This is a genomic window from Pseudomonas lopnurensis, assembly GCF_015070855.1.
GTDB lineage: Bacteria > Pseudomonadota > Gammaproteobacteria > Pseudomonadales > Pseudomonadaceae > Stutzerimonas > Stutzerimonas lopnurensis.
In genome coordinates this window covers 43,010-69,360 of sequence record NZ_JADDIX010000079.1, presented here as the reverse complement: position 1 = coordinate 69,360, position 26,351 = coordinate 43,010, and the positions used below count along the sequence as shown (strand labels likewise).

The 26,351-nt window shown below is 66.5% G+C and carries 28 protein-coding genes and 1 pseudogene; 20 read left to right on the top strand and 9 right to left on the bottom strand.

Annotated elements, in window-relative coordinates:
* Positions 1-67 precede the first annotated feature (67 nt).
* From hslV to IN820_RS17410, 4 genes are all read left to right on the top strand, one after another.
* Positions 68-604, top strand: coding sequence for an ATP-dependent protease subunit HslV (gene hslV / locus IN820_RS17425; RefSeq protein ID WP_193682188.1), 537 nt, complete (start codon positions 68-70; stop codon positions 602-604).
* Between the two features lie 34 nt (positions 605-638).
* Positions 639-1,982 carry an ATP-dependent protease ATPase subunit HslU gene (gene hslU, locus IN820_RS17420; protein WP_193682187.1) on the top strand — a complete coding sequence of 448 codons (1,344 nt, stop codon included), beginning with the start codon at positions 639-641 and terminating at the stop codon, positions 1,980-1,982.
* A gap of 84 nt (positions 1,983-2,066) precedes the next feature.
* Positions 2,067-2,441: a gamma-butyrobetaine hydroxylase-like domain-containing protein gene (locus tag IN820_RS17415; protein WP_193682186.1), complete on the top strand. Its 375-nt coding sequence runs from the start codon at positions 2,067-2,069 to the stop codon at positions 2,439-2,441.
* Positions 2,442-2,894: 453 nt separating this feature from the next.
* Positions 2,895-4,817 carry a methyl-accepting chemotaxis protein gene (locus IN820_RS17410; protein ID WP_193682185.1) on the top strand — a complete coding sequence of 641 codons (1,923 nt, stop codon included), beginning with the start codon at positions 2,895-2,897 and terminating at the stop codon, positions 4,815-4,817.
* Between the two features lie 362 nt (positions 4,818-5,179).
* On the opposite strand, the gene IN820_RS17405 is transcribed toward IN820_RS17410, so the two are convergent.
* The gene (locus tag IN820_RS17405; RefSeq protein ID WP_193682184.1) at positions 5,180-5,458 is read right to left on the bottom strand and encodes a polyhydroxyalkanoic acid system family protein; all 279 of its coding nucleotides are present in this window, start codon (positions 5,456-5,458) and stop codon (positions 5,180-5,182) included.
* A 260-nt stretch (positions 5,459-5,718) separates the two neighbouring features.
* On the opposite strand from IN820_RS17405, the gene ubiE reads away from it, so the two are divergent.
* The 10 genes from ubiE to IN820_RS17355 all read left to right on the top strand — a co-directional run bounded on the left by ubiE (position 5,719) and on the right by IN820_RS17355 (position 12,526).
* Positions 5,719-6,489 carry a bifunctional demethylmenaquinone methyltransferase/2-methoxy-6-polyprenyl-1,4-benzoquinol methylase UbiE gene (gene ubiE / locus IN820_RS17400; RefSeq protein ID WP_193682183.1) on the top strand — a complete coding sequence of 257 codons (771 nt, stop codon included), beginning with the start codon at positions 5,719-5,721 and terminating at the stop codon, positions 6,487-6,489.
* A complete protein-coding gene (locus IN820_RS17395) occupies positions 6,489-7,112 on the top strand; it encodes a ubiquinone biosynthesis accessory factor UbiJ (protein WP_193682182.1) in 624 nt (207 codons plus the stop codon). Before ubiE ends, IN820_RS17395 begins: the two co-directional genes overlap by 1 nt.
* The gene (ubiB, locus tag IN820_RS17390) at positions 7,109-8,719 is read left to right on the top strand and encodes a ubiquinone biosynthesis regulatory protein kinase UbiB (RefSeq protein ID WP_193682181.1); all 1,611 of its coding nucleotides are present in this window, start codon (positions 7,109-7,111) and stop codon (positions 8,717-8,719) included. The genes IN820_RS17395 and ubiB overlap by 4 nt, the downstream gene beginning before the upstream one ends.
* A gap of 49 nt (positions 8,720-8,768) precedes the next feature.
* Entirely contained in the window at positions 8,769-9,164 is a 396-nt protein-coding gene (hisI, locus tag IN820_RS17385; RefSeq protein WP_193682180.1) for a phosphoribosyl-AMP cyclohydrolase, read from the top strand.
* Complete coding sequence (locus IN820_RS17380) at positions 9,157-9,489, top strand: phosphoribosyl-ATP diphosphatase (protein WP_193682179.1); 333 nt, start codon at positions 9,157-9,159, stop codon at positions 9,487-9,489. Before hisI ends, IN820_RS17380 begins: the two co-directional genes overlap by 8 nt.
* A 20-nt stretch (positions 9,490-9,509) precedes the next feature.
* Positions 9,510-9,740, top strand: a complete 231-nt coding sequence (gene tatA, locus IN820_RS17375) for a twin-arginine translocase TatA/TatE family subunit (protein ID WP_193682178.1) — start codon at positions 9,510-9,512, stop codon at positions 9,738-9,740.
* Between the two features lie 95 nt (positions 9,741-9,835).
* Positions 9,836-10,243 carry a Sec-independent protein translocase protein TatB gene (gene tatB, locus IN820_RS17370; RefSeq protein ID WP_193682177.1) on the top strand — a complete coding sequence of 136 codons (408 nt, stop codon included), beginning with the start codon at positions 9,836-9,838 and terminating at the stop codon, positions 10,241-10,243.
* Positions 10,240-11,043, top strand: coding sequence for a twin-arginine translocase subunit TatC (gene tatC, locus IN820_RS17365; protein ID WP_193682176.1), 804 nt, complete (start codon positions 10,240-10,242; stop codon positions 11,041-11,043). The genes tatB and tatC overlap by 4 nt, the downstream gene beginning before the upstream one ends.
* The gene (locus IN820_RS17360) at positions 11,040-11,747 is read left to right on the top strand and encodes a 16S rRNA (uracil(1498)-N(3))-methyltransferase (protein ID WP_193682175.1); all 708 of its coding nucleotides are present in this window, start codon (positions 11,040-11,042) and stop codon (positions 11,745-11,747) included. The genes tatC and IN820_RS17360 overlap by 4 nt, the downstream gene beginning before the upstream one ends.
* 359 nt (positions 11,748-12,106) lie before the next feature.
* The gene (locus IN820_RS17355) at positions 12,107-12,526 is read left to right on the top strand and encodes a UPF0158 family protein (protein ID WP_193682174.1); all 420 of its coding nucleotides are present in this window, start codon (positions 12,107-12,109) and stop codon (positions 12,524-12,526) included.
* A 15-nt stretch (positions 12,527-12,541) separates the two neighbouring features.
* Here IN820_RS17355 and dtd read toward each other — a convergent pair whose 3' ends face one another.
* The 6 genes from dtd to IN820_RS17325 form a co-directional block, all read right to left on the bottom strand.
* Positions 12,542-12,979 carry a D-aminoacyl-tRNA deacylase gene (dtd, locus tag IN820_RS17350; RefSeq protein ID WP_193682173.1) on the bottom strand — a complete coding sequence of 146 codons (438 nt, stop codon included), beginning with the start codon at positions 12,977-12,979 and terminating at the stop codon, positions 12,542-12,544.
* A 13-nt stretch (positions 12,980-12,992) separates the two neighbouring features.
* A complete protein-coding gene (gene pip, locus IN820_RS17345; RefSeq protein WP_193682172.1) occupies positions 12,993-13,964 on the bottom strand; it encodes a prolyl aminopeptidase in 972 nt (323 codons plus the stop codon).
* A gap of 140 nt (positions 13,965-14,104) precedes the next feature.
* The gene (gene bamE / locus IN820_RS17340; RefSeq protein WP_193682171.1) at positions 14,105-14,359 is read right to left on the bottom strand and encodes an outer membrane protein assembly factor BamE domain-containing protein; all 255 of its coding nucleotides are present in this window, start codon (positions 14,357-14,359) and stop codon (positions 14,105-14,107) included.
* Between the two features lie 51 nt (positions 14,360-14,410).
* Entirely contained in the window at positions 14,411-15,013 is a 603-nt protein-coding gene (locus IN820_RS17335; RefSeq protein WP_193682170.1) for a DUF924 family protein, read from the bottom strand.
* Positions 15,014-15,016: 3 nt separating this feature from the next.
* Complete coding sequence (locus tag IN820_RS17330) at positions 15,017-16,027, bottom strand: class 1 fructose-bisphosphatase (protein WP_193682169.1); 1,011 nt, start codon at positions 16,025-16,027, stop codon at positions 15,017-15,019.
* Positions 16,028-16,159: 132 nt separating this feature from the next.
* Positions 16,160-18,610, bottom strand: coding sequence for a glycogen/starch/alpha-glucan phosphorylase (locus IN820_RS17325; protein ID WP_193682168.1), 2,451 nt, complete (start codon positions 18,608-18,610; stop codon positions 16,160-16,162).
* Positions 18,611-19,022: 412 nt separating this feature from the next.
* On the opposite strand from IN820_RS17325, the gene IN820_RS17320 reads away from it, so the two are divergent.
* Both IN820_RS17320 and IN820_RS17315 read left to right on the top strand, forming a co-directional pair.
* Positions 19,023-19,424 (top strand): YkgJ family cysteine cluster protein, encoded by a 402-nt coding sequence (locus IN820_RS17320; protein ID WP_193682167.1) that lies wholly within the window; start codon positions 19,023-19,025, stop codon positions 19,422-19,424.
* 174 nt (positions 19,425-19,598) lie between these two features.
* Complete coding sequence (locus tag IN820_RS17315) at positions 19,599-20,051, top strand: thioesterase domain-containing protein (protein ID WP_193682166.1); 453 nt, start codon at positions 19,599-19,601, stop codon at positions 20,049-20,051.
* Positions 20,052-20,457: 406 nt separating this feature from the next.
* Here the strand turns inward: IN820_RS17315 and cysQ are convergent, their stop codons facing one another.
* Both cysQ and nudE read right to left on the bottom strand, forming a co-directional pair.
* Positions 20,458-21,300 (bottom strand): 3'(2'),5'-bisphosphate nucleotidase CysQ, encoded by an 843-nt coding sequence (gene cysQ / locus IN820_RS17310; RefSeq protein ID WP_193682165.1) that lies wholly within the window; start codon positions 21,298-21,300, stop codon positions 20,458-20,460.
* Positions 21,297-21,863, bottom strand: a complete 567-nt coding sequence (nudE, locus tag IN820_RS17305) for an ADP compounds hydrolase NudE (protein ID WP_193682164.1) — start codon at positions 21,861-21,863, stop codon at positions 21,297-21,299. Before nudE ends, cysQ begins: the two co-directional genes overlap by 4 nt.
* Before the next feature lie 120 nt (positions 21,864-21,983).
* Here nudE and yrfG point away from each other — a divergent pair, with 120 nt between their 5' ends.
* The 4 genes and pseudogenes from yrfG to IN820_RS22700 all read left to right on the top strand — a co-directional run.
* A complete protein-coding gene (yrfG, locus tag IN820_RS17300) occupies positions 21,984-22,664 on the top strand; it encodes a GMP/IMP nucleotidase (protein ID WP_207793682.1) in 681 nt (226 codons plus the stop codon).
* Positions 22,665-22,836: 172 nt separating this feature from the next.
* Positions 22,837-24,957, top strand: coding sequence for a hybrid sensor histidine kinase/response regulator (locus IN820_RS17295; RefSeq protein WP_193682163.1), 2,121 nt, complete (start codon positions 22,837-22,839; stop codon positions 24,955-24,957).
* A 90-nt stretch (positions 24,958-25,047) separates the two neighbouring features.
* Entirely contained in the window at positions 25,048-25,899 is an 852-nt protein-coding gene (gene fdhD, locus IN820_RS17290; RefSeq protein ID WP_193682162.1) for a formate dehydrogenase accessory sulfurtransferase FdhD, read from the top strand.
* 184 nt (positions 25,900-26,083) lie between these two features.
* Positions 26,084-26,351: pseudogene (locus tag IN820_RS22700) on the top strand (hypothetical protein); the annotation flags it as partial.

Here is a 26,351-nt window from a genome sequence, read left to right as displayed (position 1 = left end):
GCCCCGAAGGCTCCCCCATATCAAGCGCATTCGGGCATTCATCGCCCCGCCGTGTGGAGATTTCCCCTTGACCACCATCGTTTCAGTGCGCCGCAACGGCAAAGTCGTCATGGGCGGCGACGGCCAGGTTTCCCTGGGCAACACCGTCATGAAAGGCAACGCCAAGAAAGTCCGTCGGCTCTACCACGGCCAGGTGCTGGCCGGTTTCGCCGGGGCCACCGCCGACGCCTTCACCCTCTTCGAGCGCTTCGAGGGCCAGTTGGAGAAACACCAGGGCCATCTGGTCCGTGCCGCCGTCGAGCTGGCCAAGGACTGGCGCACCGATCGCACCCTGAGCCGCCTGGAAGCCATGCTGGCGGTGGCCAACAAGGACGCCTCGCTGATCATCACCGGCAACGGCGACGTGGTGCAGCCCGAAGACGACCTGATCGCCATGGGCTCCGGCGGCGGCTTCGCCCAGGCGGCGGCCATGGCATTGCTGCGCAAGGGCGGCGACGAGATGTCCGCCCAGGAAATCGCCGAGACGGCACTGAACATCGCCGGCAGCATCTGCGTGTTCACCAATCAGAATCTGACCATAGAGGAGCTGGACAGCGCGCTCTGATCGCCTGCGTCCCGCCCCTTCCGGAGTACCGAAAATGCCCATGACGCCCCGCGAGATCGTCCACGAACTCAATCGCCACATCATTGGCCAGGACGACGCCAAGCGTGCCGTCGCCATCGCCCTGCGCAACCGCTGGCGGCGCATGCAGCTGCCGGTCGAGCTGCGCCAGGAAGTCACCCCGAAGAACATCCTGATGATCGGCCCGACCGGTGTCGGCAAGACCGAGATCGCCCGCCGCCTGGCCAAGCTGGCCAATGCACCGTTTATCAAGGTGGAGGCGACCAAGTTCACCGAGGTCGGCTATGTCGGCCGCGATGTCGAATCGATCATTCGCGATCTGGCCGATGCCGCGCTGAAGATGCTGCGCGAGCAGGAAGTGCACAAGATGCGTCATCGCGCCGAGGATGCCGCCGAGGAGCGCATCCTCGACGCCCTGCTGCCGCCGGCGCGCCCGGTCGGCTTCAGCGAGGAGCCGGTGCAGAGCAGCGATTCCAACACCCGCCAGCTGTTCCGCAAGCGCCTGCGCGAAGGCCAGCTGGACGACAAGGAAATCGACATCGAAGTCGCCGAAAGCCCGGCCGGTGTGGAAATCATGGCCCCACCCGGCATGGAAGAGATGACCAGCCAGCTGCAGAACCTCTTCGCCAACATGGGCAAGGGCAAGAAGAAGAACCGCAAACTGAAGATCAAGGACGCGCTCAAGCTGATCCGCGACGAGGAAGCCGCCCGCCTGGTCAACGAGGAAGAGCTCAAGGCCCGTGCCCTGGAGGCGGTGGAGCAGAACGGCATCGTCTTCATCGACGAGATCGACAAGGTGGCCAAGCGCGGCAACACCGGCGGGGCCGACGTTTCCCGCGAGGGCGTGCAGCGCGACCTGCTGCCGCTGATCGAGGGCAGCACGGTCAACACCAAGCTGGGCATGGTCAAGACCGACCACATCCTGTTCATCGCCTCGGGCGCCTTCCACCTGTCCAAACCCAGCGACCTGGTGCCGGAACTGCAGGGCCGCCTGCCGATCCGCGTCGAACTCAAGGCGCTGTCGCCGCAGGACTTCGAACGCATCCTCACCGAACCGCACGCGGCGCTCACCGAGCAGTACCGCGAACTGCTGAAGACCGAGGGGCTGCACGTCGAATTCCTCGAGGACGGCATCAAGCGCATCGCCGAAATCGCCTGGCAGGTCAACGAGAAGACCGAGAACATCGGTGCGCGGCGCCTGCACACCCTGCTCGAGCGCCTGCTGGAGGAAGTTTCCTTCAGCGCCGCCGATATCGCCGCCACGCAGAATGGCGAGGCGATTCGCATCGACGCCGCCTACGTCAACGAGCACCTCGGCGAGCTGGCGCAGGACGAAGACTTGTCGCGGTATATCCTTTAAAAGCAGCCATGAGCCGCAAGCTACAAGCCGCAAGCAGGCCCTGCTTCGACTTGTAGCTTGCAGCTTGGGGCTTGGAGCTGATCCATGCGCATTCCCACCGCAATCAAGCTGCACAAAGCCTCGAAGACCCTGGAACTGGAGTACGGCAGCGATGAACGCTACGTCCTGCCCGCCGAATTCCTGCGCGTGCACTCGCCCTCGGCAGAAGTGCAGGGCCATGGCAATCCGGTGCTGCAGACCGGCAAGCTGAACGTCGGCCTGGAGCAGATCGAGCCCGCCGGCCAGTACGCGCTGAAGCTGACCTTCAGCGACGGCCACGACAGCGGTCTGTTCACCTGGGATTATCTGGAGCGCCTGGCGCTGAACCAGCAGGCGCTCTGGGACGAGTATCTGCAGGCCCTGGCGGACGCCGGCAAATCCCGTGATCCGGACATCTCGCCGGTGCGGCTGATGCTGTAGCGATGTTGGGTCGGGGCGCGTAGCCTGGGGCGCGCAGCGCCGAAGTCCAACACCTGTGCAACATGCACCGTCCCCCACCGTTGAGCTTCGCTGCGCTCAGGCCAACCTACATCGCAATCGGCCCACCGCACCCCGCCAGATACCCTAGTCCGTAGGTTGGGTTGAGGCGCGCAGCGCCGAAGCCCAACATTTGCACGCCGTACACCTCCCCTACCCGACGCCCCGCCCGTTGGGCTTCGCTGCGCTCAACCCAACCTACGCATGCCTGGCTGGTTAGGCCGGTGCTCCGCTCGGGAGCATGAGCGATCTACCACGCTCCACGGACGAGCACTCGGGTGGGCCGCGACACCGCTGTCGGCCACGAAACACCGCAATGGTGCGGCCTCGGCCCGGACACCATGAACCTGTCCCGAATCTTGCACGGTCGGTCAGGTTTTCAGTCGGAGTCCGCGGATGTCCCCTTTCTCGTCGTTACTGGCCAATCTCTCGGTTGGCCGCAAACTCGCCCTCGGCTTCGGCCTGACCCTGCTCCTGACCCTGGCGGTGATGCTGATCGGCCAGCGCGGCCTGTTGAATTTGGCATCCGGCAGCGACACGCTGGGTGCGGTCAACGAACTCGACCGTGCGGCGCTCGGCACCCGGCTGGTGGAGTTGCGCTTGATCCTCGAGGGCGACCCGGCCCATGCCGAACAGCTGCAACAGGACATCGGCGCGCTGCACGAGGCCATCGCCCGGCTGGCCGATTCCGCCGGTGCCGACATGACCGTGCTGGATGGCGACCTGCAGCGTTACCAGGCCGCGGTCGAAGCGCTGCTGGCCGCTGCCCGGACCCACCGGAAAGCCGAGGACACGCTGATTCACCATGCCGACGCCAGCACCCTGAGCCTCGGCTCGCTGCAGCGTCAGGCCCTGTCCGCGCTGGAGTTCAGCGACGACGTCGCCGCCGGGCTGGCCGACGTGCGCGGCCTCGCCGAACTGGTCGACCAGCTATTGCTGACCCGCCAGCATGTCGAAACCCTGCGGGTACGACCGGACCAGGCCGCCGCCGACGCCGCCAGCAAGGCGCTCGGCCGCACCTTCGACCTGCTCTCGCGTCTGCGCAAGACCCTCGGCCCGTCGCTGGCTTCGCAACTGTTTCTGGTCGACGGCATGCTGCAGAGCTACCGCGACGCCCTGGCGGAGCTGCAGGCGAGCCTCGCCAACAGCCAGCGGGCGCGTGCCGAGCTCGAGCGTAGCGCGGATGATTTCGGCCAGCATGCGCGGGCACTGGCCGAACGCCACAAGCGACAGCTGGCCGATGAACAACGGCGCAGCCAGATCCAGCTGCTGATCGGCGCCGTGCTGGCGCTGTTGCTGGGTAGCGCCACCGCCTGGCTGATCGCCCGGCAGGTGACCACGCCGCTGCGGCGGACGCTGGCCTTCGCCGGTGGCATCGCCGCCGGCGACCTGGGGCAGGCGCTGCACGTCGATCGGCGTGACGAACTCGGCCAGTTGCAGCGGGCCATGCTCGACATGCAGCACAGCCTGCGCCAGCTCATTGGCGGTATCGGCCAGGACGTCGTACGGCTCGGCGAGGCCGCCAGCGGCCTGTCGGTGGTCTCCAGCCGCAACCGTGAAGACATCGACCAGCAGAAGCAGGAAACCGAGCAGGTCGCCACGGCCATCGAGCAGATGGCCGCCACGGTGCAGGAGGTCGCCCGGCATGCGGTCGACACCGCGCAGGCCAGCCAGCAAGCCGGACAGCAGGCGCAGGAGGGCGATGCGCTGGTGACGCAGATGATCCGGCAGATGGAGCGCACCGCCGAGCAGGTCGCCGGCTCGGCCGACGCCATGGCGCGCCTGGAAGACGACAGCCAGGCGATCGGCAGTGTCCTGCTGGTGATCCGCAACGTGGCCGAACAGACCAACCTGCTCGCCCTCAACGCCGCCATCGAGGCCGCCCGGGCCGGCGATGCGGGCCGCGGCTTCGCCGTGGTCGCCGACGAGGTCCGCGGCCTGGCCCAGCGCACCCGACAATCGACCGAAGAAATCCAGCAACTGATCGAGGCGCTGCAGCACGGCACCCAGCAGGCCATGAACTCGATGCAGCAGAGCCGCGAGCTGAGCGATGCCACCGTCGGCCTGACCCGCCGCGCCGGCAACCTGCTCGCGGACATCAGCCAGCGCATCGCCTCGATCGACACCATGAACCAGCAGGTTGCCGCGGCGACCGAACAGCAGAGTTGCGTGGCCGAGGAGATCAGCCGCAGCATCGTCAGCGTGCGCGACGTCGCCGAACGCAGCGCAGCGGCCGGCGAGCGGAACGCCAGCGCCAGCCAGGACCTGGTCCGCCTGGGCGAGGATTTGCAGCAGCGGGTCGGGCGCTTTCGGCTCTAGTGCCTCGTCAACTGTCGCGTGTGACTGCGACGTGCAGACTTGCAGAATCTGGTCGAGGACGGCGGCCACTGGCTGCGGACCAGGCGGCGCGCCTGCGCGGGTGCACGCTGCCGCTGATCGTGGAACCGGCGCGACGACAGGTGCGATAAAAGGCCGCAGACTCGGACTGTCTTTGAAGTTCGTTTATCCATACGTTGCCGCGACTCGGGAGAAGCACAAAGGCCTTTCGAGCGTAGGAGCCTGGGGGACGCCTAGTCCTTGCTGGCGATCCCGACCACCATTGCCGATGATCGCCAGCAAGCTGGCGCCTACAACATAATGCCCGGTGAGTTAACAAACCAACCAAACAGGCCACTAGTTGTTCAGGCCTGCAGCGCCTTGTCCAGTGCGCGCTCGATCTGTCCCTGAATGCTGGCGCCCATGGCCGACAGCAGCAGACCGAGGTTGAGCTGCACCCTGACGCTGTCCTCGTGCACCTCGATGCGCCCATCCGCCCCGCTGCGCTTGACCGCCAGCACATCGCCTTGCCACTGACAGCGCACGCCATACTCGCTGGCCAGCCGCCCGGCCAGTTGCTCGGCCTTCTCGCGAGCGGCCTCGCGGCCGAGACTGTGGGAACGTTCGACGATGATCTGGGCCATTACGACTCCTGGCTGCGCCCGAAAAGGCGCGCACTATAGCAGTAGCTGCAAGCTGCAAGCTGCAAGCTGCAAGCTGCAAGCTGCAAGCTGCAAGCTGCAAGCTGCAAGCTGCAAGCTGCCAGAGTGCGGGCTGGCGCCCAAATGCTCGTCAAGCTTTTCCTTGTAGCTTATGGCTTGCAGCTTGAAGCTGCTTTGCGGCTTGAAGCTTGTGGCTGCTTTTGGGTTTAGAATGCCCCGCACATTCTCCCGGTGAAAGTGACATGACCGATCCCCGCAAAGCGCATGACGCAGAACCGACCACCCACTTCGGCTACAAGCACGTGCCGGAAAGCCAGAAGGCGCAGAAGGTGGCCGAGGTGTTCCACTCCGTGGCCGCCAAGTACGACCTGATGAACGACCTGATGTCCGGCGGCATCCACCGGCTGTGGAAGCGCTTCACCATCGAGCTGTCCGGTGTGCGCCACGGCAACCGCGTGCTGGACATCGCCGGCGGCACCGGTGACCTGACCCGGCAGTTCTCGCGCATCGTCGGCCCCAGCGGCGAAGTGGTGCTGGCCGACATCAACGCCTCGATGCTCAAGGTCGGCCGCGACAAGCTGCTGGACAAGGGCGTGGCCGGCAACGTCAGGTTCGTCCAGGCCGATGCCGAGAAGCTGCCCTTCCCGGACAACCACTTCGACGTGGTGACCATCGCCTTCGGCCTGCGCAACGTCACCCACAAGGAAGACGCCATCGCCTCGATGCTGCGGGTGCTCAAGCCGGGCGGTCGGCTGCTGGTGCTGGAGTTCTCCAAGCCGACCAATGCACTGTTCTCCAAGGCCTACGACGCCTACTCGTTCAGCCTGCTGCCGATGATGGGCAAGCTGATCACCAACGACGCCGACAGCTACCGCTACCTGGCCGAGTCGATCCGCATGCACCCGGACCAGGAAACCCTCAAGGGCATGATGGAGACCGCCGGCTTCGAGCGCGTCAGCTACCACAACATGACCGGCGGCATCGTCGCCCTGCACCGGGGCATCAAGCCCTGATGCTGCGCGCGGCTCTGCTGGCCGGCGCCGAGCGCGGCATCAATCGCGTCCTGCGCCTGGACCCCACGGCACTGCCGCGCCTGGCGCGGCTGAGCGGGCGGATCATCGAGATCGACTGCACGGCGCCGGCCTGGCGGCTGTTCCTGCTCGCCGATGACGAAGGCCTGCGCCTGGCCTCCAGCTGGGGTGCCGAGGCCGACTGTCGCCTGCGTGCGCCGGCGACCAGCCTGCTGCGCCTGGCGCTCAGCCGCGACAAGACCGCCGTGCTGCATGGCCCTGACGTCGAGATCGACGGCGACAGCGGCCTGCTGACGAGCCTGGCCGAAATCCTCCAGGACCTGGAACTCGACTGGGAATACGAAATCTCCCGCTGGCTCGGCCCGGTAGGCGCCCAGCTGCTCGGCAGCAGCCTGCGCAACCCGCTGCACTGGCTTCGCGAAAGCGCCGACTCGTTGCGCCAGGATCTGGCCGACTACCTCGGTGAAGAAGCCCGCGCCCTGGTCGGCCAGGCCGAAGCCCAGGCCCGCTTCGACGAGCTGGACGACATGAAGCTCGCTCTCGACCGCCTCGAGGCCCGCATCGAGCGCCTCGCCCTCAACCTGAACCCAGACCGCCCCGAATGAAGCTGTTCGCCGCCGCCCGCCGCCTGTTCCGCATCCTGCTGGTGGTGATCCGCTACCGTCTCGATGACATCATCCTCGACCTGCCGATGCCCTGGTGGCTGCGCGGCACCAGCTACCTGCTGCCGTGGCGCTGGATTCCGCGGGGGCGCAGCGCGCTGTCGCGCGGCGCCCGCCTGCGCCTGGCGCTGGAGGGGCTGGGGCCGATCTTCATCAAGTTCGGCCAGTTGCTCTCGACCCGCCGCGACCTGCTGCCGCCGGACATCGCCGACGAGCTGGCGATGCTCCAGGACCGCGTGCCGCCGTTCGACTCCGCACGCGCCACGGCGCTGATCGAGCAGCAACTGGGCGCCCCGGTCGGCGAGCTGTTCGCCCGCTTCGACAGCAAGCCGCTGGCCTCGGCCTCGGTGGCCCAGGTGCATGCGGCCAGGCTGCGCAGTGGGGAGGAAGTGGTGGTCAAGGTGGTGCGGCCGAACCTCAAGCCGATCATCGGGCAGGACCTGGCCTGGCTGTTCATGCTGGCCAAGAGCGCCGAGCGGATCTCCATCGACGCCCGCCGCCTGCACCTGGTGGAGGTGGTCGAGGATTACGCCAAGACCATCTACGACGAGCTCGACCTGCTGCGCGAGGCGGCCAACGCCAGCCAGCTCAAGCGCAACTTCGAGGGTTCGGCGCTGCTCTACGTGCCGCAGGTGCACTGGGACTACTGCCGCCCGCAGGTGCTGGTGATGGAGCGCATCTACGGCGTGCCGGTCACCGACATGGCCGCGCTGGCCCGGCAGAACACCGACATGCGCCAGCTTGCCGAGCGCGGCGTGGAGATCTTCTTCACCCAGGTGTTCCGCGACAGCTTCTTCCATGCCGACATGCACCCCGGCAACATCTTCGTCAGCACCCACCAGCCGTGGAGCCCGCAGTACATCGCGGTGGATTTCGGCATCGTCGGCAGCCTGACGCCGGAAGACCAAGACTACCTGGCGCGCAACCTGATGGCCTTCTTCAAGCGCGACTACCGCAAGGTGGCGCAGCTGCATATCGATTCGGGCTGGGTGCCGGCGGAAACCAAGGTCAACGAGTTCGAGGCGGCGATCCGCACCGTCTGCGAGCCGATCTTCGAGAAGCCGCTGAAGGACATCTCCTTCGGCCAGCTGCTGGTGCGCCTGTTCCAGGTGGCGCGGCGCTTCAACATGGAAGTGCAGCCGCAGTTGGTGTTGCTGCAGAAGACCCTGCTCAACATCGAGGGCCTCGGCCGCGAGCTGTATCCCGACCTGGACCTGTGGAGCACCGGCCAGCCCTACCTGGAGCGCTGGATGCGCGAGCGCATGAGCCCCAGGCACCTGCTCAAGAACGTGCAGGCACAGGTCGAACAGCTGCCGCACCTGGCCCATATGACCCGCGAACTGCTCGAGCGCATGTCGCACCCGCACGCGGACAACCCACCGCCGCCCTGGCGCGAGCGTCACCACGGCTGGCCGCTGCGCCTGGTCGGCGCCGTACTGCTGGGCAGCGGCGCGACCCTGGCGGCCAACGCCGACACCTTCACCGCCCTTGCCGCCTGGCCGGCCTGGGTGATGCTGGTGGCGGGCATCTTCATCGTGGTGCGCCGATAGCCATCACCGATCCGGGCTGGCACACTTGGCGCATTGAGCGGAGAATTCGATGAACTGGCTGGACGAGATCAACTGGAACGCCGACGGCCTGGTCCCGGCGATCGCCCAGGACCACAAGACCGGCCGCGTGCTGATGATGGCCTGGATGAATCGCGAAGCGCTGTCACTGACCGCGCAGGAGCAACGTGCAATTTATTGGTCACGTTCCCGTGCCAGGCTATGGCGCAAGGGCGAGGAATCCGGCCATGTGCAGCAGCTGCACGAATTGCGCCTGGACTGCGACGCGGACGTGATCATCCTGATGGTCGAGCAGATTGGCGGCATCGCCTGCCATACCGGCCGCGAGAGCTGCTTCTACCGCGTCTACGAGAACGGCGCCTGGAAGGTCGTCGAGCCGGTACTCAAGGACCCCGACGCCATCTATGCGGAGCACAAGCATGAGTGACACCTTCGCCCGCCTGGCCGAGGTGCTGGAATCCCGCAAGGGTGCGGCGCCGGACAGCTCCTACGTGGCCAGCCTGTATCACAAGGGCCTGAACAAGATTCTCGAAAAGGTCGGCGAGGAATCGGTGGAAACCATTCTCGCCGCCAAGGACGCCGCCGCGAGCGGCGACTGCAGCGACCTGATCTACGAAACCGCCGATCTCTGGTTCCACAGCCTGGTCATGCTCGCCGCCCTCGGCCAGCATCCGCAGGCGGTACTGGACGAACTGGACCGGCGCTTCGGTCTCTCCGGGCACGCGGAAAAAGCCGCGCGTCCGCAAACCTGATCCACACCGGAGATATCACCATGGGTTTTGGCGGCATCAGCATCTGGCAACTCCTGATCATCCTGCTCATCGTCATCATGCTGTTCGGCACCAAGCGCCTCAAAGGCCTGGGCTCCGATCTCGGCGATGCGATCAAGGGCTTCCGTAAATCCATGGGCACCGACGAGGACAAGCCCGGCGTGGAGGACAAGCAGAACCACACCATCGACGCACAGGCACGCAAGGTCGAAGAACCGACCAAGAAAGACTAGGCATGACGTACTGCGCGACCGCGTCGCCGACGGACCTCCAGCCGGATGCCCTTCACCCGCGCGGCCGCTTTCCCTTTTGATGTGAGCATGTCCTGATGTTCGATATCGGTTTCACCGAACTGCTGCTGGTCGGCCTGGTGGCGCTGCTGGTGCTCGGCCCGGAGCGTCTGCCAGGCGCGGTGCGCACCACCGGCCTGTGGGTCGGCCGCCTGAAACGCAGCTTCAGCAACATCAAGGCCGAGGTCGAGCGCGAGATCGGTGCCGACGAGATCCGCCGACAGCTGCACAACGAGCGCATCCTCGACCTCGAGCGGGAAATGAAGCAGAGCATCATGCCGCCGGCCACCACGACCGGTTCGCGCGACGCCGGCAGCGAGCCCGCCGCCAGCAGCCCGGCCGAACCCGCCAGCGTCGACAGCCGCGGCGCTCCGCCGGAGCAGACGCCCGAGCCGCCCCGGCCCGCCGAACCCGCTCCCCGTCCTGACAGATCGCCCGAACCATGAGCCAGCCTTCCATCGACGATCAGGAAATGCCGCTGGTCGCCCACCTGACCGAGTTGCGCAGGCGCCTGTTGCGCTGCGTGATCGCCATCGGCCTGCTGTTCGGCGGGTTGTTCTACTTCTCCCAGCAGATCTACGCACTGGTCGCCGCGCCGTTGCGTGCCTACCTGCCGGAAGGCGCGACGATGATCGCCACCGGCGTCGCCTCGCCGTTCCTGACACCGTTCAAGCTGACGCTGATGGTCGCGCTGTTCCTCTCGATGCCGATCATCCTGCACCAGATCTGGGGCTTCATCGCCCCTGGCCTGTACAAGCACGAGAAGCGCATCGCCGTGCCGCTGCTGGTGTCGAGCATCCTCCTGTTCTATGCCGGCATGGCCTTCGCCTACTTCGTGGTGTTCCCGATCATGTTCGGCTTCTTCGCCAGCGTGACCCCGGAAGGCGTGGCGATGATGACCGACATCGGCCAGTACCTGGACTTCGTCCTCACGCTGTTCTTCGCCTTCGGCGTGGCGTTCGAGATCCCGGTGGCGACGTTTCTGCTGATCTGGGTCGGCATCGTCGACGTCGCCACCCTGCGCAAGAGCCGCCCCTACGTGATCGTCGGCTGCTTCGTCGTCGGCATGGTGCTGACGCCGCCGGACGTGTTCTCGCAGGCGCTGCTGGCGGTACCCATGTGGCTGCTGTTCGAGGCCGGGGTGATCTGCGGCAGCATGATCAAGAAGCGCGACGAGCATTTGCGCGGTGATGCCGAGGATGAAGCGCCGCAATCGGGCGACCAACCACCCTCGCCGCGTCCGTGAACCTGCTGCTGCTGGAAACGGCCGACTTCTTTGCCGGCAACCGCGTACTGCTGCGTGATCGCCGCCTCACGCACATGCGCGAGGTGCAGCGTGCCGAGATCGGTGAAAGCCTGCGCGTCGGCCTGCTCGGCGGCGCGATGGGCAACGGTCGCCTGCTGCGGCTGGATGACCATGAGGCCGAGCTGGAAGTCGTCTTCGACCAACCGCCTCCGGCCAAGCTTCCGCTGACCCTGCTGCTCGCCCTGCCGCGGCCGAAGATGCTGCGGCGGGTGCTGCAGACCGTTGCCGCCATGGGTGTGCCGCGCCTGGTGCTGCTCAACAGTTACCGCGTGGAAAAGAGCTTCTGGCAGACGCCCTTCCTCGAACCGGCGGCCATCCGCGAGCAACTGATCCTCGGCCTGGAGCAGGCGCGCGATACCGTGCTGCCGCAGGTCAGCATCGAGAAGCGCTTCAAGCCCTTCGTCGAGGACCGCCTGCCGCAGCTGGCCGCCGGCAGCCGCGGCCTGGTCGGTCATCCGGGCGACTACCCGGCCTGCCCGCGGGCCCTGGACGAGCCGGTAACCCTGGCCATCGGACCGGAAGGCGGCTGGATACCCTACGAAGTGGAAAAACTCGCCGCCGCCGGCCTGCAGCCGGTGCAGCTCGGCGCGCGCATCCTGCGCGTGGAAACGGCCGTCAGCGCGCTGCTGGCCCGGCTGTTCTGAGCGAATCGACGACGGTTGCGTTTCAGGGTGGCTACGCGGCACGCCGCATCGCGTCGAACCTCGGGCTTCGGAATGCCGTTGGACTTCGCTGCGCTCAACCCTACCAGTTGCCGGATTGTAGGTTGGGCCGGAGCGCGGCGTCTGTCGGTGGGCTTCAGCCCACCACAACCGCCCCCTGTGCGGGCTAACACCCTGACGGTTCTCGGCGACATCGCTCGGTGGAGGATCCCTGCCCGATGAACGTAGCGCACCCACCCGGTGCACGGGAGTCAGAGCCCTAGGGACCGCCGCAGTTTCGACGTGATCGCGCTGGAATCTCGACAGGCCCTGACCGATTCCCAAAAGAGCAGTCCTATGCCATGCGACCACTGACCATCGACATGCACCGCCTGGAGTACGCGCTGGACGGGCGCGATACCGCCGAGTACTACCTCGACCTGGAGAGCGGCGAGATTCGCGCGATCTTTCCCGGCGAGCCGGCGCCCGGCATCCTGGAAAAATACGACGTACAGCAGGACCGCTATCTGCACATAGAGCCCCTGGAGCTGGCGCAATCGATGGCCATGCGCGAGGCCTTCCTGTTCACCCAGCACGACCCCATCGCGCATGCCGTGCTGAGCACTGCGCTCAAGGGCCGCAAGCCGCTGCGCACCTTCGACTTCAAGCTGGAAGACTTCCCGGACGTGCGCGAGGCCTGGCTGCGCTACCAGACGCAGCAACTGCGCGAATACGCGCTCAACTGGTTGCGCGACAACGACCTGGAGCCGGCCCGACCGTGAAAGCGCGCGGGCGATTCAGCTTTCCAGAAGGAAGGTCACTGGTCCGTCGTTCAGCAGGTGCACCTGCATCTCGGCGCCGAAACGTCCACAGGCCACTTGCGGGTGCTGCCGGCGTGCCTGCGCGAGCAGGTAGTCGTAGAGCTCTTCGCCCTGCGCCGGTGGCGCCGCGCAGGAAAAGCTCGGGCGCAGGCCGCTGCGGGTATCGGCGGCCAGGGTGAACTGCGACACCAGCAGCAGGCCGCCACCGATGTCTTTCAGCGAGCGGTTCATCCTGCCCTCGGCATCACCGAACACGCGGTAGTTGAGCAGCTTGTGCAGCAGTTTGTCGGCCCGCGCACGGTCATCCTCGCGTTCGACACCGACCAGCACCAGGAGCCCCTGATCGATCGCGCCGACCACCTCGCCGGCCACTTCGACCCGCGCATGCCGGACGCGCTGGATCAGCCCCTTCATCAGACATTCTCCATCAGGCATCCGCCGGCGGCAGGTCGAGCAGGCGATGGGCGATCTCGCCGGTGGCGCGCACCAGCGCATCGCTGATGCCGACTTCGGCAGCGGAATGCCCGGCGTCGCGGATGATCTGCAGCTCGCTGTTCGGCCAGGCCTGGTGCAGCGCCCAGGCGTTGTCCAGCGGGCAGATGGCATCGTAGCGGCCGTGCACGATGATGCCCGGCAGATGGGCGATCTTCGGCATGTCGCGCAGCAGTTGATCCGGCTCGAGGAAGGCCTGGTTGACGAAGTAGTGGCATTCGATGCGCGCCATCGACAGCGCCCGGTGGGCATCGGTGAAGCGTTCGACCACATGGCTGTTCGGCCGCAGCGTCGCGGTGCGGCCCTCCCAGCAGGACCAGGCCTTGGCCGCGTGCATCTGGGCGATCTGGTCGGTGCCGGTGAGGCGGCGGTGGAAGGCCTGCATCAGGTCGCCGCGCTCTTCCGGCGCGATCGGCGCGATGAAGTCCTGCCAGTAGTCGGGGAACAGCCGGCTGGCCCCTTCCTGGTAGAACCACGACAGGTCCTGCGGCCGACAGAGGAAGATGCCGCGCAGGATCAGCGCGTGCACGTGCTCGGGATAGGCCTGCGCATAGGCCAGCGACAACGTCGAACCCCAGGAGCCGCCGAACAGCACCCACTTGTCGATGCCCAGGTGCTCGCGGATGCGCTGCATGTCGGCGATCAGGTGCGCGGTGGTATTGTTTTCCAGGCTCGCGTGCGGCGTCGAGCGCCCGCAGCCGCGCTGGTCGAAGGTGATGATGCGGTACAGGGTCGGGTCGAAGAAGCGCCGGCTGATGGCATCGCAGCCGCCGCCGGGGCCACCATGGACGAACACCACCGGCAGACCGTCCGGCGAACCACTCTCGTCGACGTAAAGCACATGCGGTTCTTCGACCGCCAGCTCGTGCCGGGCGTAGGGTTTGATCTCCGGAAACAAGGTCTGCATGGCACACTCCCGATCTGCGGCGGGCCGGCCAGCCCGCATGACGTTAGCGGCATCATAACGGGGTTCGAGGCGTTGAGCATGTCGCCGTGGAAATTAGCGCCCGTCGCGCTGTTCGGCGCGCTGTGGCTCGCCGGCTGCCGTCATTTGAGACCCTTGCCGGAGAACATCATCACCTGGTCGCCAGCGAACTGAACGCTGATGAAACGGTTCTTCTCGCCCCAGGTGCAGCTGGACATGCCCAGCGCGCCGGCGCATTCGCCCGGCTTGCCGAGCAGTTGCTCCACCTGCGCGCGGTCCATGCCGGGCTCGAGCTTGGCGAAATTCTCCTGGGTGACCGGGCTGCAGGCGCCGAGCAGCAACGCGCCGGCGATCAGCAACGGGGTACGCAATGACATATCGAACTCCTTGTCTTGTAAGACTCACGCATCGCAGTCGCCGCCCGGCGTTCAGAAACCCGAGCCCGGCAGCGCCAGAAAAGCCGCTTCGGCCGCGCTGCAGTCACGCCCGAGAATGGCATTGCGATGGGGAAAGCGGCCGAAGCGCGAGATCACCTCGCGGTGGCGCTCGGCGTAATCGAGAAACTCGCCGAACGGCTTCTGCTCGTCGGCTGCGGCAATGTCCCGCAGCGCCGCGAAATGTGCGACGGCCAGGTCCTGCACGGCAAGATTCTCGGTGTGCTCCAGCACCAGGTAGACGAACACCCGCTGGATCGGTGCAAGCAGCATGTCGCCGCCGTGCGCCAGGCCCTCGCGGGCCAGTTGCAGGGCACGCGCGTCGCCGGCGAAAGCCCGCGGCGTACCGCGGTGGATCATCCGCGGCAGTTGGTCGAGCAACAGCAACAGCGCCAACCAGCCTTCGGGCTGCTCGGCCCATTCCTGCAGGCCGCCGTCGAGCGCCTCCTGCACCCAAGCGCCGAAACGCTCACGGGCCTGGGCATCCTGTGCGGGCTTGTAGCCGAACCACAGCGCGTGCTTCCCGGCATAGATCTCGGCTGCCGTGGCACCCTGGCCGAACCACCAGTCGAGCAATTGCTGCCAGGGCGCCTGCACCGGTCAGCCCTGGTGGTAGCCGGTGACGCGTTCGACTTCTTCCTTCGAGCCGAGGAATACCGCCACGCGCTGGTGCAGGGATTCGGGCTGGATGTCGAGGATGCGCTGGGTGCCATTGGTGGCTGCGCCGCCGGCCTGCTCGATGATCATCGACATCGGGTTGGCCTCGTACATCAGACGCAGCTTGCCCGGCTTTTCCGGCTCGCGGGCATCGCGCGGGTACATGAACAGGCCGCCACGGGTGAGGATGCGGTGCACGTCGGCGACCATCGAGGCGATCCAGCGCATGTTGTAGTTCTTGCCCAGCGGCCCGGTCTCGCCGGCCAGCAGCTCGCCGACGTAGCGTTTGACCGGCTCTTCCCAGTGGCGCTGGTTGGACATGTTGATGGCGAATTCGGCCGTGCTTTCCGGCACGCGCAGGTGCTCGTGGGTGAGCACGAAGCTGCCCAGCTCGCGATCCAGAGTGAAGCCCATGACACCGTGGCCGAGGGTCAGCACCAGCATGGTCTGCGGACCGTAGATGGCGTAGCCGGCGGCGACCTGCCGGGTGCCGGGCTGGAGAAAGGCTTCCTCGCCCAGCGCGTCGTTCTGGCTGAAGCAGGCATCCGGGCAGCGCAGCACGGAGAAGATGGTGCCGACCGAGACGTTGACGTCGATGTTGCTGGAGCCGTCCAGCGGATCGAAGACCAGCAGGTAGGCGCCCTTGGGGTACTTGCCGGGGATCTGGTAGGCGTTGTCCATTTCCTCGGACGCCATGCCGGCCAGGTGGCCGCCCCACTCGTTGGCCTCCAGCAGGATCTCGTTGGAGAGCACGTCGAGCTTCTTCTGCACTTCGCCCTGGATGTTCTCGCTGTCGGCGCTGCCCAGCACGCCGCCGAGGGCGCCCTTGGACACCGCGTGGCTGATCTCCTTGCACGCTCGCGCCACGACCTCGATTAGAAAACGCAGGTCAGCAGGGGTGTTGTTGCTGCGAGTCTGCTCGATGAGGTAGCGACTGAGGGTTACGCGTGACATGGAAATGGCTCCGGAGGAAAGATAAACCCGCGCAGTTTAGCAGGCCGTGGTGAAACTAACTCCCCTCAGACCGGCGCCTGCCGGGCAGAGTTCAGCGCAACGCCAATCCGCTGCCGACGGCGGACCCGCGCACTACATGACCTTCCAGATATCCCGTGCGTACTCGCGAATGGTCCGATCCGAGGAGAACCAGCCCATCCGTGCGGTATTCAGCACCGCCGAGCGCCACCAGCGGTCCGGATCGCGCCAGCATGCCTCGACGTCCAGTTGCGCCTGCCAGTAGGCGTCGAAGTCGGCGCAGACCATGAAGGTGTCGTGCCAGCTGAGGCCATCCACCAGGCCGACGTAGCGCCCGGGGTCTTCCGAACAGAAGGCGCCGCCGCGAATCGCCGCCAGCACTTCCTTGAGCCGCGGGGTGGCGGCGATGGTGGCCTCGGCATTGTATTCGCCGGCGAGCTTGCGCGCGGTCACCTGCTGCGCCGTGAGGCCGAAGATGAACATGTGCTCCAGCCCCACCTGTTCGCTCATCTCCACATTGGCGCCATCCAGCGTGCCGATGGTCAGCGCGCCGTTGAGGGCGAACTTCATGTTGCTGGTCCCCGAGGCCTCCAGACCGGCGGTGGAGATCTGCTCGGACAGGTCGGCGGCGGGAATGATGTCCTCGGCCAGGCTGACGTTGTAATTGGGCAGGAACACCACCTTGAGCAGGCCGCGCACCGTGGGGTCGGCATTGATGGTGTTGGCGATGTCGTTGCTCAGCTTGATGATCAGCTTGGCCTGGTGGTAGCTGGCCGCGGCCTTGCCGGCGAAGATCTTCACCCGCGGCACCCAGCTGCCGCCCGGATCGTCGCGAATGGCGTGGTACAGCGCCACGGTGTGCAGCAGGTTGAGCAGTTGCCGCTTGTATTCGTGGATGCGTTTGACGTGCACGTCGAACAGCGCCTGCGGATCGACGCAGATGCCCAGGCGCTCGTGGATCACGTTCGCCAGATGGCGCTTGTTGGCCTGCCGCTGCTCGGCGAAGCGCTGGCGGAACCGTGCCTGCTCGGCATAGGGTTCCAGATCGCGCAGGCGCGTCTCCGGGGCATCGAGCAGGTCTTCGCCGAGGTTGTCGACCAGCAGCCGGGTGAGCTGCGGGTTGGCCTGGTACAGCCAGCGGCGGAAGGTGATGCCGTTGGTCTTGTTGTTGATCCGCTGCGGATACAGCCCGTGCAGATCGGTGAACACGGTCTTGCGCATCAATTGGGTATGCAGCGCCGAAACGCCGTTGGTGCTGTGCGATCCGAGGAAGGCCAGGTTGCCCATGCGCACCCGGCGACCGTGATCCTCCTCGATCAGCGAGACCGAACGCAGCAACTCGGCGTCCTGCAGTCCGCGCTCGCGCAGGCAGTCCAGATGATGGGCATTGATCAGGTAGATGATCTGCATGTGCCGCGGCAGCAGGCGTTCCATCAGCCCCACCGGCCAGGTTTCCAGGGCCTCGGGCAACAGCGTGTGGTTGGTGTAGGACAGCGTCGCGCTGGTCAGCCGCCAGGCGTGCTCCCACTCGTAGCCATGCACGTCCACCAGCAAGCGCATCAGTTCGGCCACGGCGATCGCCGGGTGGGTGTCGTTGAGCTGGATGGCGGCGAAGTCCGGCAGGCTGTCCAGCGTACCGCGCTGCTTGAGATGGCGGCGCAGCAGGTCCTGCAGCGAAGCGGCGACGAAGAAGTATTCCTGGCGCAGGCGCAGTTCCTGGCCGGCCTCGGTACTGTCCGCCGGATAGAGCACCCGCGAGATGCTTTCGGCACGCGCCTCTTCGGCGGCGGCACCGATGTGGTCGCCGGCATTGAAACGCTCCAGGTGGAAATCCGCTTCCGGCCGTGCGCGCCACAGGCGCAGGGTGTTCACCCCCGCACCGCGCCAACCGACGATCGGGGTGTCGTAGGCGATCGCCCGCACGCCTTCGGCCCAGCGCCAGAAATGCCGCACCTCGCCCTGCTCGTCGGTGCTTGCGGTGACGTTGCCGCCGAAGCCGATCAGGTAGTTGACCTCCGAGCGTTCGAATTCCCAGGGGTTGCCGAAGTCCAGCCAGGTTTCGGTCTGCTCGTGCTGCCAGCCGTCGACGATCGCCTGGCGGAACAAGCCATGGTCGTAGCGGATGCCATAGCCGTGCGAGGCCACGCCCAGGGTCGCCATGCTTTCCATGAAGCAGGCCGCCAGCCGTCCCAGGCCGCCGTTGCCCAGCGCCGCATCCGGTTCCAGCAGGCGGATGCGGTCGATATCCACGTCGAGCCCCGCCAGCGCCTCGCGCGCCACCTCGAACAGGCCGAGGTTGCTCAGGCTGTCGACCAGCAGGCGGCCAATGAGAAACTCCAGGGAGAGGTAGTAGACCCGCTTCTGGCCATCCCGGTAGGTCTGCCGGGTGCAATCCATCCAGCGATCGATGGTGCTGTCTCGCGTGGCCAGGGCGACAGCCTCGAACCAGTCGTGATCCGAGGCGTGTTCCGGGTCCTTGCCCACCGCATAGGTGAGCTTGCGCAGCACCCGTTCACGGAAAGCGGAGACCTCGTCGGCGGTGGAACTAGTGGTTTCCTGAGTCATGGACAGACCTCGATTAGCAGGCCGCTGAAACACCACCTGCATTGGCAATACTGCGTTAAAGACAGCCTCATGCGCGCGTCCGGTCAAAACGCCGTTTACAGCACGTAAACTCGGTTTTCCAACCGTTTTGACTCGCTGCGCTCACCTTCGGGCCGGCTGTGACTCCCGCTGGTCGTTGCGCCTTGTCTTGCCTGCCTCGCCTAGGTTTTCCGACAGCCTGTTGGCGAGGCTACACAAGAGGGACTCATGGCAGCCGTGCCCGTTCATCTCCAATTCGACAGACCAGAAAGATTTGCAGGTTTCCTTTACATCTGCGCTACCGTCTGTCCGGCGGGCGGGACCGGCCGGAAACACTGGCAATTGCCGCGCAGATCGCTATGATCCCCGCCGCCCGCCCACTCGAAAGCCCCACGTGAAGAACAAGCTGATCGCCTCCGCCGACCCTGACCGCCTGGAAACCTGGGTGCGCTACAGCAACGGCCTGTGCCGCGACTGCCATGCCACCTGCTGCACCCTGCCGGTGGAAGTGCGCATTGACGACCTGATCCGCCTGGAACTGGTCGATGCCTTCGAGCGCGACGAACCGGCGAAGAACATCGCCAAGCGCCTGAGCAAAGCCGGCATCGTCGAGCACTTCAACCACAAGCACGGCATCTTCACCCTGACCCGCCTGGCCAACGGCGACTGCCTCTACCTGGACCGCCAGACGCGCCTTTGCAGCGTCTATGCCAAACGTCCGGATACCTGCCGCAATCACCCGCGCATCGGCCCGCGACCGGGTTATTGCGCCTACCGCAGCAAGCCTGCGGGCTGACGCCAGCGCACCACTAAATACCGCCAGCGGTACGTCCGGCACCGTTCGGGAACACCCGCCGACAGGCGCGCCGGCCGCCCCGGCGAAAGTCGCTAACGGGCTGGCCAAACCGTGACTCAAGAGTCATGCTTGGCGTCTGTCTGTATCTTCGCAACGTTTAGGAACCGCCCCGGCATGAGCCGTGATAGCCGCTACCTGGAAGCCATTCTCCATCACGACATTCCGCTGACCCGCTCGCTGGGCCTGCGTGTCGATCAATGGGAAAACCACGAGCTGCGTCTGCAGGTACCGCTGCAGCCGAACATCAACCACAAGAGCAGCATGTTCGGCGGCAGCCTGTACTGCGCCGCGGTGCTGGCCGGCTGGGGCTGGCTGCACCTGCGCCTGCGCGAGGCGGGCATCGAGGATGGCCACATCGTCATTCACGAAGGGCAGATCGAATACCCGTTGCCGGTGGTGGACGACGCCATCGCCATCTGCTCGGCGCCCGACGCGGCTGCCTGGGAACGTTTCGAGGCCATCTACCGCCGCCGTGGCCGCTCGCGCCTGGAACTGCACAGTCGCATTCTGGCGGCCGACGGCCGCGATGCGGTGCGTTTCACCGGGCAGTTCGTATTGCATAAATAAGGCAGCTGCAAGCTGCAAGCCAGGATCACCGGCAACGCCGAGCGCACGACGACCTGCAGGAGCGAGCCATGCGTGCGAATCCTGGCCACACTACAGGCATCGCGGGCATGGCCCGCTCCTACGGAAGATGCGTAGGGCGGAAGAAACCCGCCGATGTGCGGGACGCCGACTCCGTTCGGCGGGTTGCAACCCGCCCTACGCCTCCCCCATCGCCGCGCCGGCCAGACGCTTTCTTCCCGCTTCAAGCGTCCGGCTTCAAGCCGCTTTCACTGCCCCACGCGATGCCGATCAGATGCGTAGGGCGGGAGAAACCCGCCGATGTGCGGGACGCCGACTCCGTTCGGCGGGTTGCAACCCGCCCTACGCCTTCCCCATCGCCGCGCCGGCCAGACGCTTTCTTCCCGCTTCAAGCATCCGGCTTCAAGCTGCTTTCGCTGCCCCGCGCGATGCCGATCAGCCCGTCACGCCAGTCGACGCCCCTGGGCAAGGCCAGGAACGAGGGGTTGAGATAGCTCTCCCGCGCTTCATAACTCAGCGGCGCGCCACCGATGTCCAGCACCTCGCCACCGGCGCCTTCGAGTACGCCCTGGGCCGCGGCCGTGTCCCATTGCGACGTGGGCGCCAGGCGCGGATAGCAGTCGGCCGCACCTTCGGCGAGCAGGCAGAACTTCAGCGAGCTGCCGACGTTCACCCGCGCCAGTTCACCGAAGCGCTGGCGCAGGCCGTCGAGCAGATATTCCTGGGCGGGGCTGCTGTGGCGCCGGCTGGCCACCACGGTGAACGGTCCCTGCGGCTGCAGGCGCACGCGCAGAGGCTGGCTATCGCCCGAGGGCTCGCTGCACCAGGCACCGAAATCCGCGCCGCCGTAATAACAGCGGCCACTGGCGGGTATGCCGACCACACCGAAGCGCACCTTGCCCTGTTCGACCAGCGCCACGTTGACGGTGAACTCGTCGGTGCCGGCGATGAATTCCTTGGTGCCGTCCAGCGGATCGACCAACCACCAGCGGCTCCAGCCGGCTCGCTCGCCGAGCGGTGCCGCACAATCCTCCTCGGAAAGTACCGGGATGCTGCCATCCAGCGCCGTCAGGCCTTCCAGCAGTACGTGATGGGCCGCCATGTCCGCGGCCGTCACCGGCGAGGCGTCGGCCTTGGTCTGCACCGCCAGCTCGCTGCGCCAGTACGGCAAGATGGCCTCGCCGGCCTGGCGTACCAGATCGATCACCGCCGACAGATAAGGATGGCTCATTGGCTGAATTCCCCGCGCTGAGTCAATAGATCGCGGGCCAGATAGAGCGCCGCCAGGGCTCGGCCTTCGCTGAATTGCGGATGCTGGATCAGGCTCGACAGCTCGCGCAGGCTGACCTGCTCGAGGCGCATCGGCTCCGGCTCGTCCCCCGGCAACTGCTCGGGATACAGGTCGCGCGCCAGCACCACCTGGATCTTCTGGCTCATGTAGCCCGGCGACAGCGACAGCTCGGTCAGCAGCTCCAGGCGCCGGGCGCCGAAGCCGGCTTCTTCCTTGAGCTCGCGGTTGGCCGCTTCCAGCACGTCCTCGCCGGGCTCGATCAGCCCCTTGGGCAGGGACAGCTCGTAGCTGTCGGTGCCGCCGCAGTACTCCTCGATGAGCAACGCGTTCTGCGCGTCGACCAGCGCCACGATCATCACCGCGCCGTAGCCGCTGCCTTTGCCGACCAGGCGTTCGTAGGTGCGTTCCACACCGTTGGAAAAACGCAGTTGCAGCTCCTCGACACGGAACAGGCGGCTGCTCGCGACGATCTCACGAGCGAGCACGGTGGGCTTCTGGCGCATGGGAAACTCCTGGAAACGCGAGCGGCTATCATAACCCGGCTTTTTGCGGCGACCGTGAATGCTTTGTATCCACCCGACCGCCGTGACCTTCCCCACACATCGCCGTACGAAGACCCGCCCATGATCGCCTCCCTACCCTGGTCCGAAATCGACACCGTCCTGCTCGACATGGACGGCACCCTGCTGGACCTGCATTTCGACAACCATTTCTGGCTGGAACTGCTACCGCAGCGCTACGCCGAGCTGCACGGCATCAGCCGGGCGATGGCCGAACTGGAACTGGCGCCGCTGTTCAACGAGCACGTCGGCAAGCTCACCTGGTACTGCCTGGACTACTGGACCCGCGAGCTCGATCTGCCGATCCGCGAGATGAAACGCGAGGTGGCCGAGTTGATCGCCCTGCGCCCGGCCGCCGATGAATTCCTCGGCGCCCTGCGCGCGGCGGACAAGCGCGTGGTGCTGATCACCAACGCGCATCGCGACTCGCTGTCACTGAAGCTGGAAAAAATCGAACTGGCACCCTGGTTCGACCGTCTGATCAGTTCCCACGACTACGGTTTCCCCAAGGAAGAAGCGCAGTTCTGGCACGCGCTCAGGCAGGACCTGGAGTTCGACCCGGCCCGCACGTTGTTCATCGACGACAGCCTGCCGATCCTGCGCAGCGCCCGGCGCTTCGGCGTCGCCCACCTGCTCGCGGTACGCGAACCGGATAGCCGCCGCGCGCCCAGGGACACCGAGGAATTCAGCGCCGTCGAAGACTACCTCGACCTGATACGCAGCCTGCAGGGACACCGGCCATGACGCGAAGCGCTGCGTCCGCGGCACCCGAGGCCTTACACTGGCCGCGGTTGGCGCCGGCGGCACCCGGTTCAGGACGATCGGGGGTCGGCAAGCATCGAAACAGCGAACCCGCGGCATCCGATACACGCCCCGGTTTCGCAGTTAAGCCACGGATTGTTCGATAGGAAACAACATGTCAGCAGCAGGAGCCGACCTCTGGCCCCACAGTAACAGCGAGATGGGCCAGCGGATCCGTCGGCACGACTGGAGTGCGACGAAGCTGGGGCCGCCCCGGCGCTGGCCGGCGACCCTGCGCGTGCTGCTCGACACCGTCCTCGAGGCCCCGCTGCCGATGTGCATTCTCTGGGGCGAGCAGGCGCTGCAGTTGTACAACGATGCCCACGCCGCGCTGATCGGCAGTCGCCATCCCACCGAACTCGGCCAACCCGCCTGCAACCGCTGGGGCGCGACCTGGAAACTGCTCGCCCCGGCCTGCGATACCGCCCGCCGCGGCGAAGCCCGCGTATTGCACAACCAGCAACTGGCGCTCGAGCGCGACGGCGTGCTCGTCGAAGCCTGGTTCAACCTCGCCCTCAGCCCGATCCGCGACGACCGGCAGGGTATCGGCGGGCTGCTGCTGTGCCTCAGCGAAACCAGCGAGCGCGTGCGCACCGAGGCGCGCCTGGCGCAGGCCGCGCTGCGCAACAGCGAGGCCGAGCTGAAGATCATCACCGATGCCCTGCCCGTACTGATCGCCTACATCGACAGCCAGGAACGTTTCCGCTTCCACAATCGCGCCTGCCGCGAATGGCTCGGCCAGGCATGGTTGGTTGGCCGCGAGCTTCGCGAAGTCTTCGGCGAGCAGACCTACGCCGACCGCGCGCAAAGCATTCGCGCCGCTCTCGCCGGCCGCCCGGTCACCTTCGAGGCCCGCAAGGACGCACGGCACATGCTGGTGCAATACCTGCCGCGTCGCGACGAGCACGGCGTGGTGCAAGGCTTCTTCGTCCTTGCCCAGGACATCAGCGAGCGGCGCCAGGCCGAGCGGGCCCTGCGCGAACTCAACGAGACGCTGGAGAGCCGCGTCCAGGAGCGCACCGAGGCGCTGGCGCAAGTCTACGAACGTCTGCTCAAGGAAATGGCCACCCGCGAACAGACCCAGGCCGCGCTGCGCCAGGCGCAGAAGATGGAAGCGGTCGGCCAGCTCACCGGCGGCATCGCCCACGACTTCAACAATATGCTCACCGGCATCATCGGCGGGCTCGACCTGACCCAGCGCTACATCCAGTCCGGTCGCCACGACGAAACCCAGCGCTTCATCGAGGCCGCGACCACCTCGGCCAACCGCGCCGCCGCGCTGACCCACCGCCTGCTGGCCTTCGCCCGACGCCAGCCGCTGAATCTCAAGCGGGTCGAACTGAACGAACTGATCGATTCGATGCGCGACCTGCTGAGCCGCACGCTGGGCAGCCATATCTGCATCGAAACCGCGTTGCAGACCGGGCTCTGGGCCGTCAACAGCGACGAGAACCAGCTGGAAAGTGCCCTGCTCAACCTCATGATCAATGCGCGCGACGCCATGCCCGACGGCGGCGTCCTGCGCATCGCCACCGCCAATGTGGCGCTGCAACACCAGGGCGAGATCGGCGAACTGGCCGCCGGGCACTATGTCACCCTAAGCGTCGCGGACAGCGGCTGCGGCATGAACGCCAAAGTGCTGGCCAGCGTCTTCGAACCCTTCTTCACTACCAAGCCCATCGGCCAGGGCACCGGCCTCGGCCTGTCGATGATCTACGGTTTCACCCGCCAGGCCGGCGGCCACGTGCAGATCACCAGCGAGCCCGGCAAGGGCACCGAAGTGCGTCTGTACCTGCCGGCGCACCAGCAGCAAGCGCATGCGGATGCGACCGCCGGCGACGCGGACGGCGCGTTGCAGGCGCAGCAGGGCGAAACCGTGCTGGTGGTCGAGGACGACCCGGCGGTGCGCCTGCTGGTACTCGACGTGCTGGAAATGCTCGGCTATCGGGCGCTGGAGGCGGCCGACGGCAACCGCGCGGAGGAGGTGCTGGAAACCGGTGCGCACCTCGACCTGCTGATCACCGATGTCGGCCTGCCGGGGATGAATGGCCGGCAGCTGGCCGACATCGCCCGCCAGCGCCGCCCCGGCCTGCGCGTGCTGTTCATGACCGGCTACGCCGAGCAGGCCGCCAGCAGCGGCTTCCTCGATCCCGGCATGGACATGATCAGCAAGCCGTTCAACCTCGACGATCTGGCCAAGCGCGTGCGCGACATGCTCGCCGCCGACCGGCAGTGAATCCTCGGACGCTTGCGTGGGTCATAGGCTGTACGACCGCTGGCGACCGCCGCTAATGCTAATGATGTTCGCCCCCATCCGAGTTTGCCGATGAATGCTCCGCGCCGTCTCACCGCTTCCTGCGCCGACACCGCAGCGCCGCCTGCCGGTGCCAGCCAGCGCTATCACTATCAGCCCATCGATACGGCCGAGCAGCGTCCCGTCGACCTGGCCGAGGAGTGCGCCCTGGCGATCGCCTACAACGGCCTGAGCCAGGCCGTGATGATGCTCTCCCCCGCCGATTTCGAGGACTTCGTGGTCGGCTTCAGCCTCGCCAACGGCTTCGTCGATTCCATCGACGAGATCTACGACATCCGCCTGCACGGGCGCGAGGACGCGCGCCAGGCCGAGGTGGAGATTTCCAGCCGTGCCTTCTGGCGGCTCAAGCGCCAGCGCCGCCAGTTGCCCGGCACCAGCAGTTGCGGGCTGTGCGGCGTCGAGGCACTGGAACAGGCACTGCCCTGCCTGCCGCCGCTGCCGGCCTCGGCGCTGCCGCCGTCGCAATGGCTGCATGACCTGCGCCAGCGCATCGCCGCCTTCCAGCCGCTGGGCCGCGATTGCGGCGCGGTGCATGCGGCGCTGTTCATGGATGCCGGCGGCGAGATCCGCCTGGGCCGGGAGGACATCGGCCGGCACAACGCGCTGGACAAGCTGATCGGCGCCATGGCGCGCGGGCGTCGTTCGGCCGCGGGCGGGCTGGCCGTCGTCACCAGCCGTTGCAGCCTGGAGCTGATGCAGAAGGTCCAGCGTGCCGGCATCCCGACCCTGGTCAGCCTGTCCGCGCCCACCGGGCTTGCCACACAATGGGCGCAGCAGCACAACCTCAACCTGATCCACCTGCCCCACCACAGTCCGCCGCGGGTCTACAGCCCGGCGCCGACGCCTCGGCCCATCACGTCCTGATCCGCCGCGCGGTCGGCGACCAATCCCCCAAGAAGCTGGAGACCGCTCCAGCTCTCGAGAGTTCCTCTTTTAAATCAAATAATTACGAAACAAGAACGGCCTCGCTCATTCATCCGAAAGGCCTTGCGGCAAGCGCAACGGCGCGTGAGGATCGCGCGGCCATTCCACATTCGGGATCACACCCATGAAGTACTCCTCGATTTTCCTGTTGTCCGCCAGCCTGCTCAGCGGCGCGGCATTCGCCGGCAGCAATACCGAGGCCGCCGTCGGCGGCGCCCTGGGCGGGGTGCTGGGGTCGGTGGTGGGAGAGCACCTGGGCGGCTCGGCCGGTGCCGCGATTGGCGCCGGCGTCGGCGGCGCGGCAGGGGGTGCGGTGGGCGCGGACAAGCGCAGCCGCACCGAGGCGGCCATCGGCGGCGGCCTCGGCGCGGCCGGCGGCAACGTCATCGGCC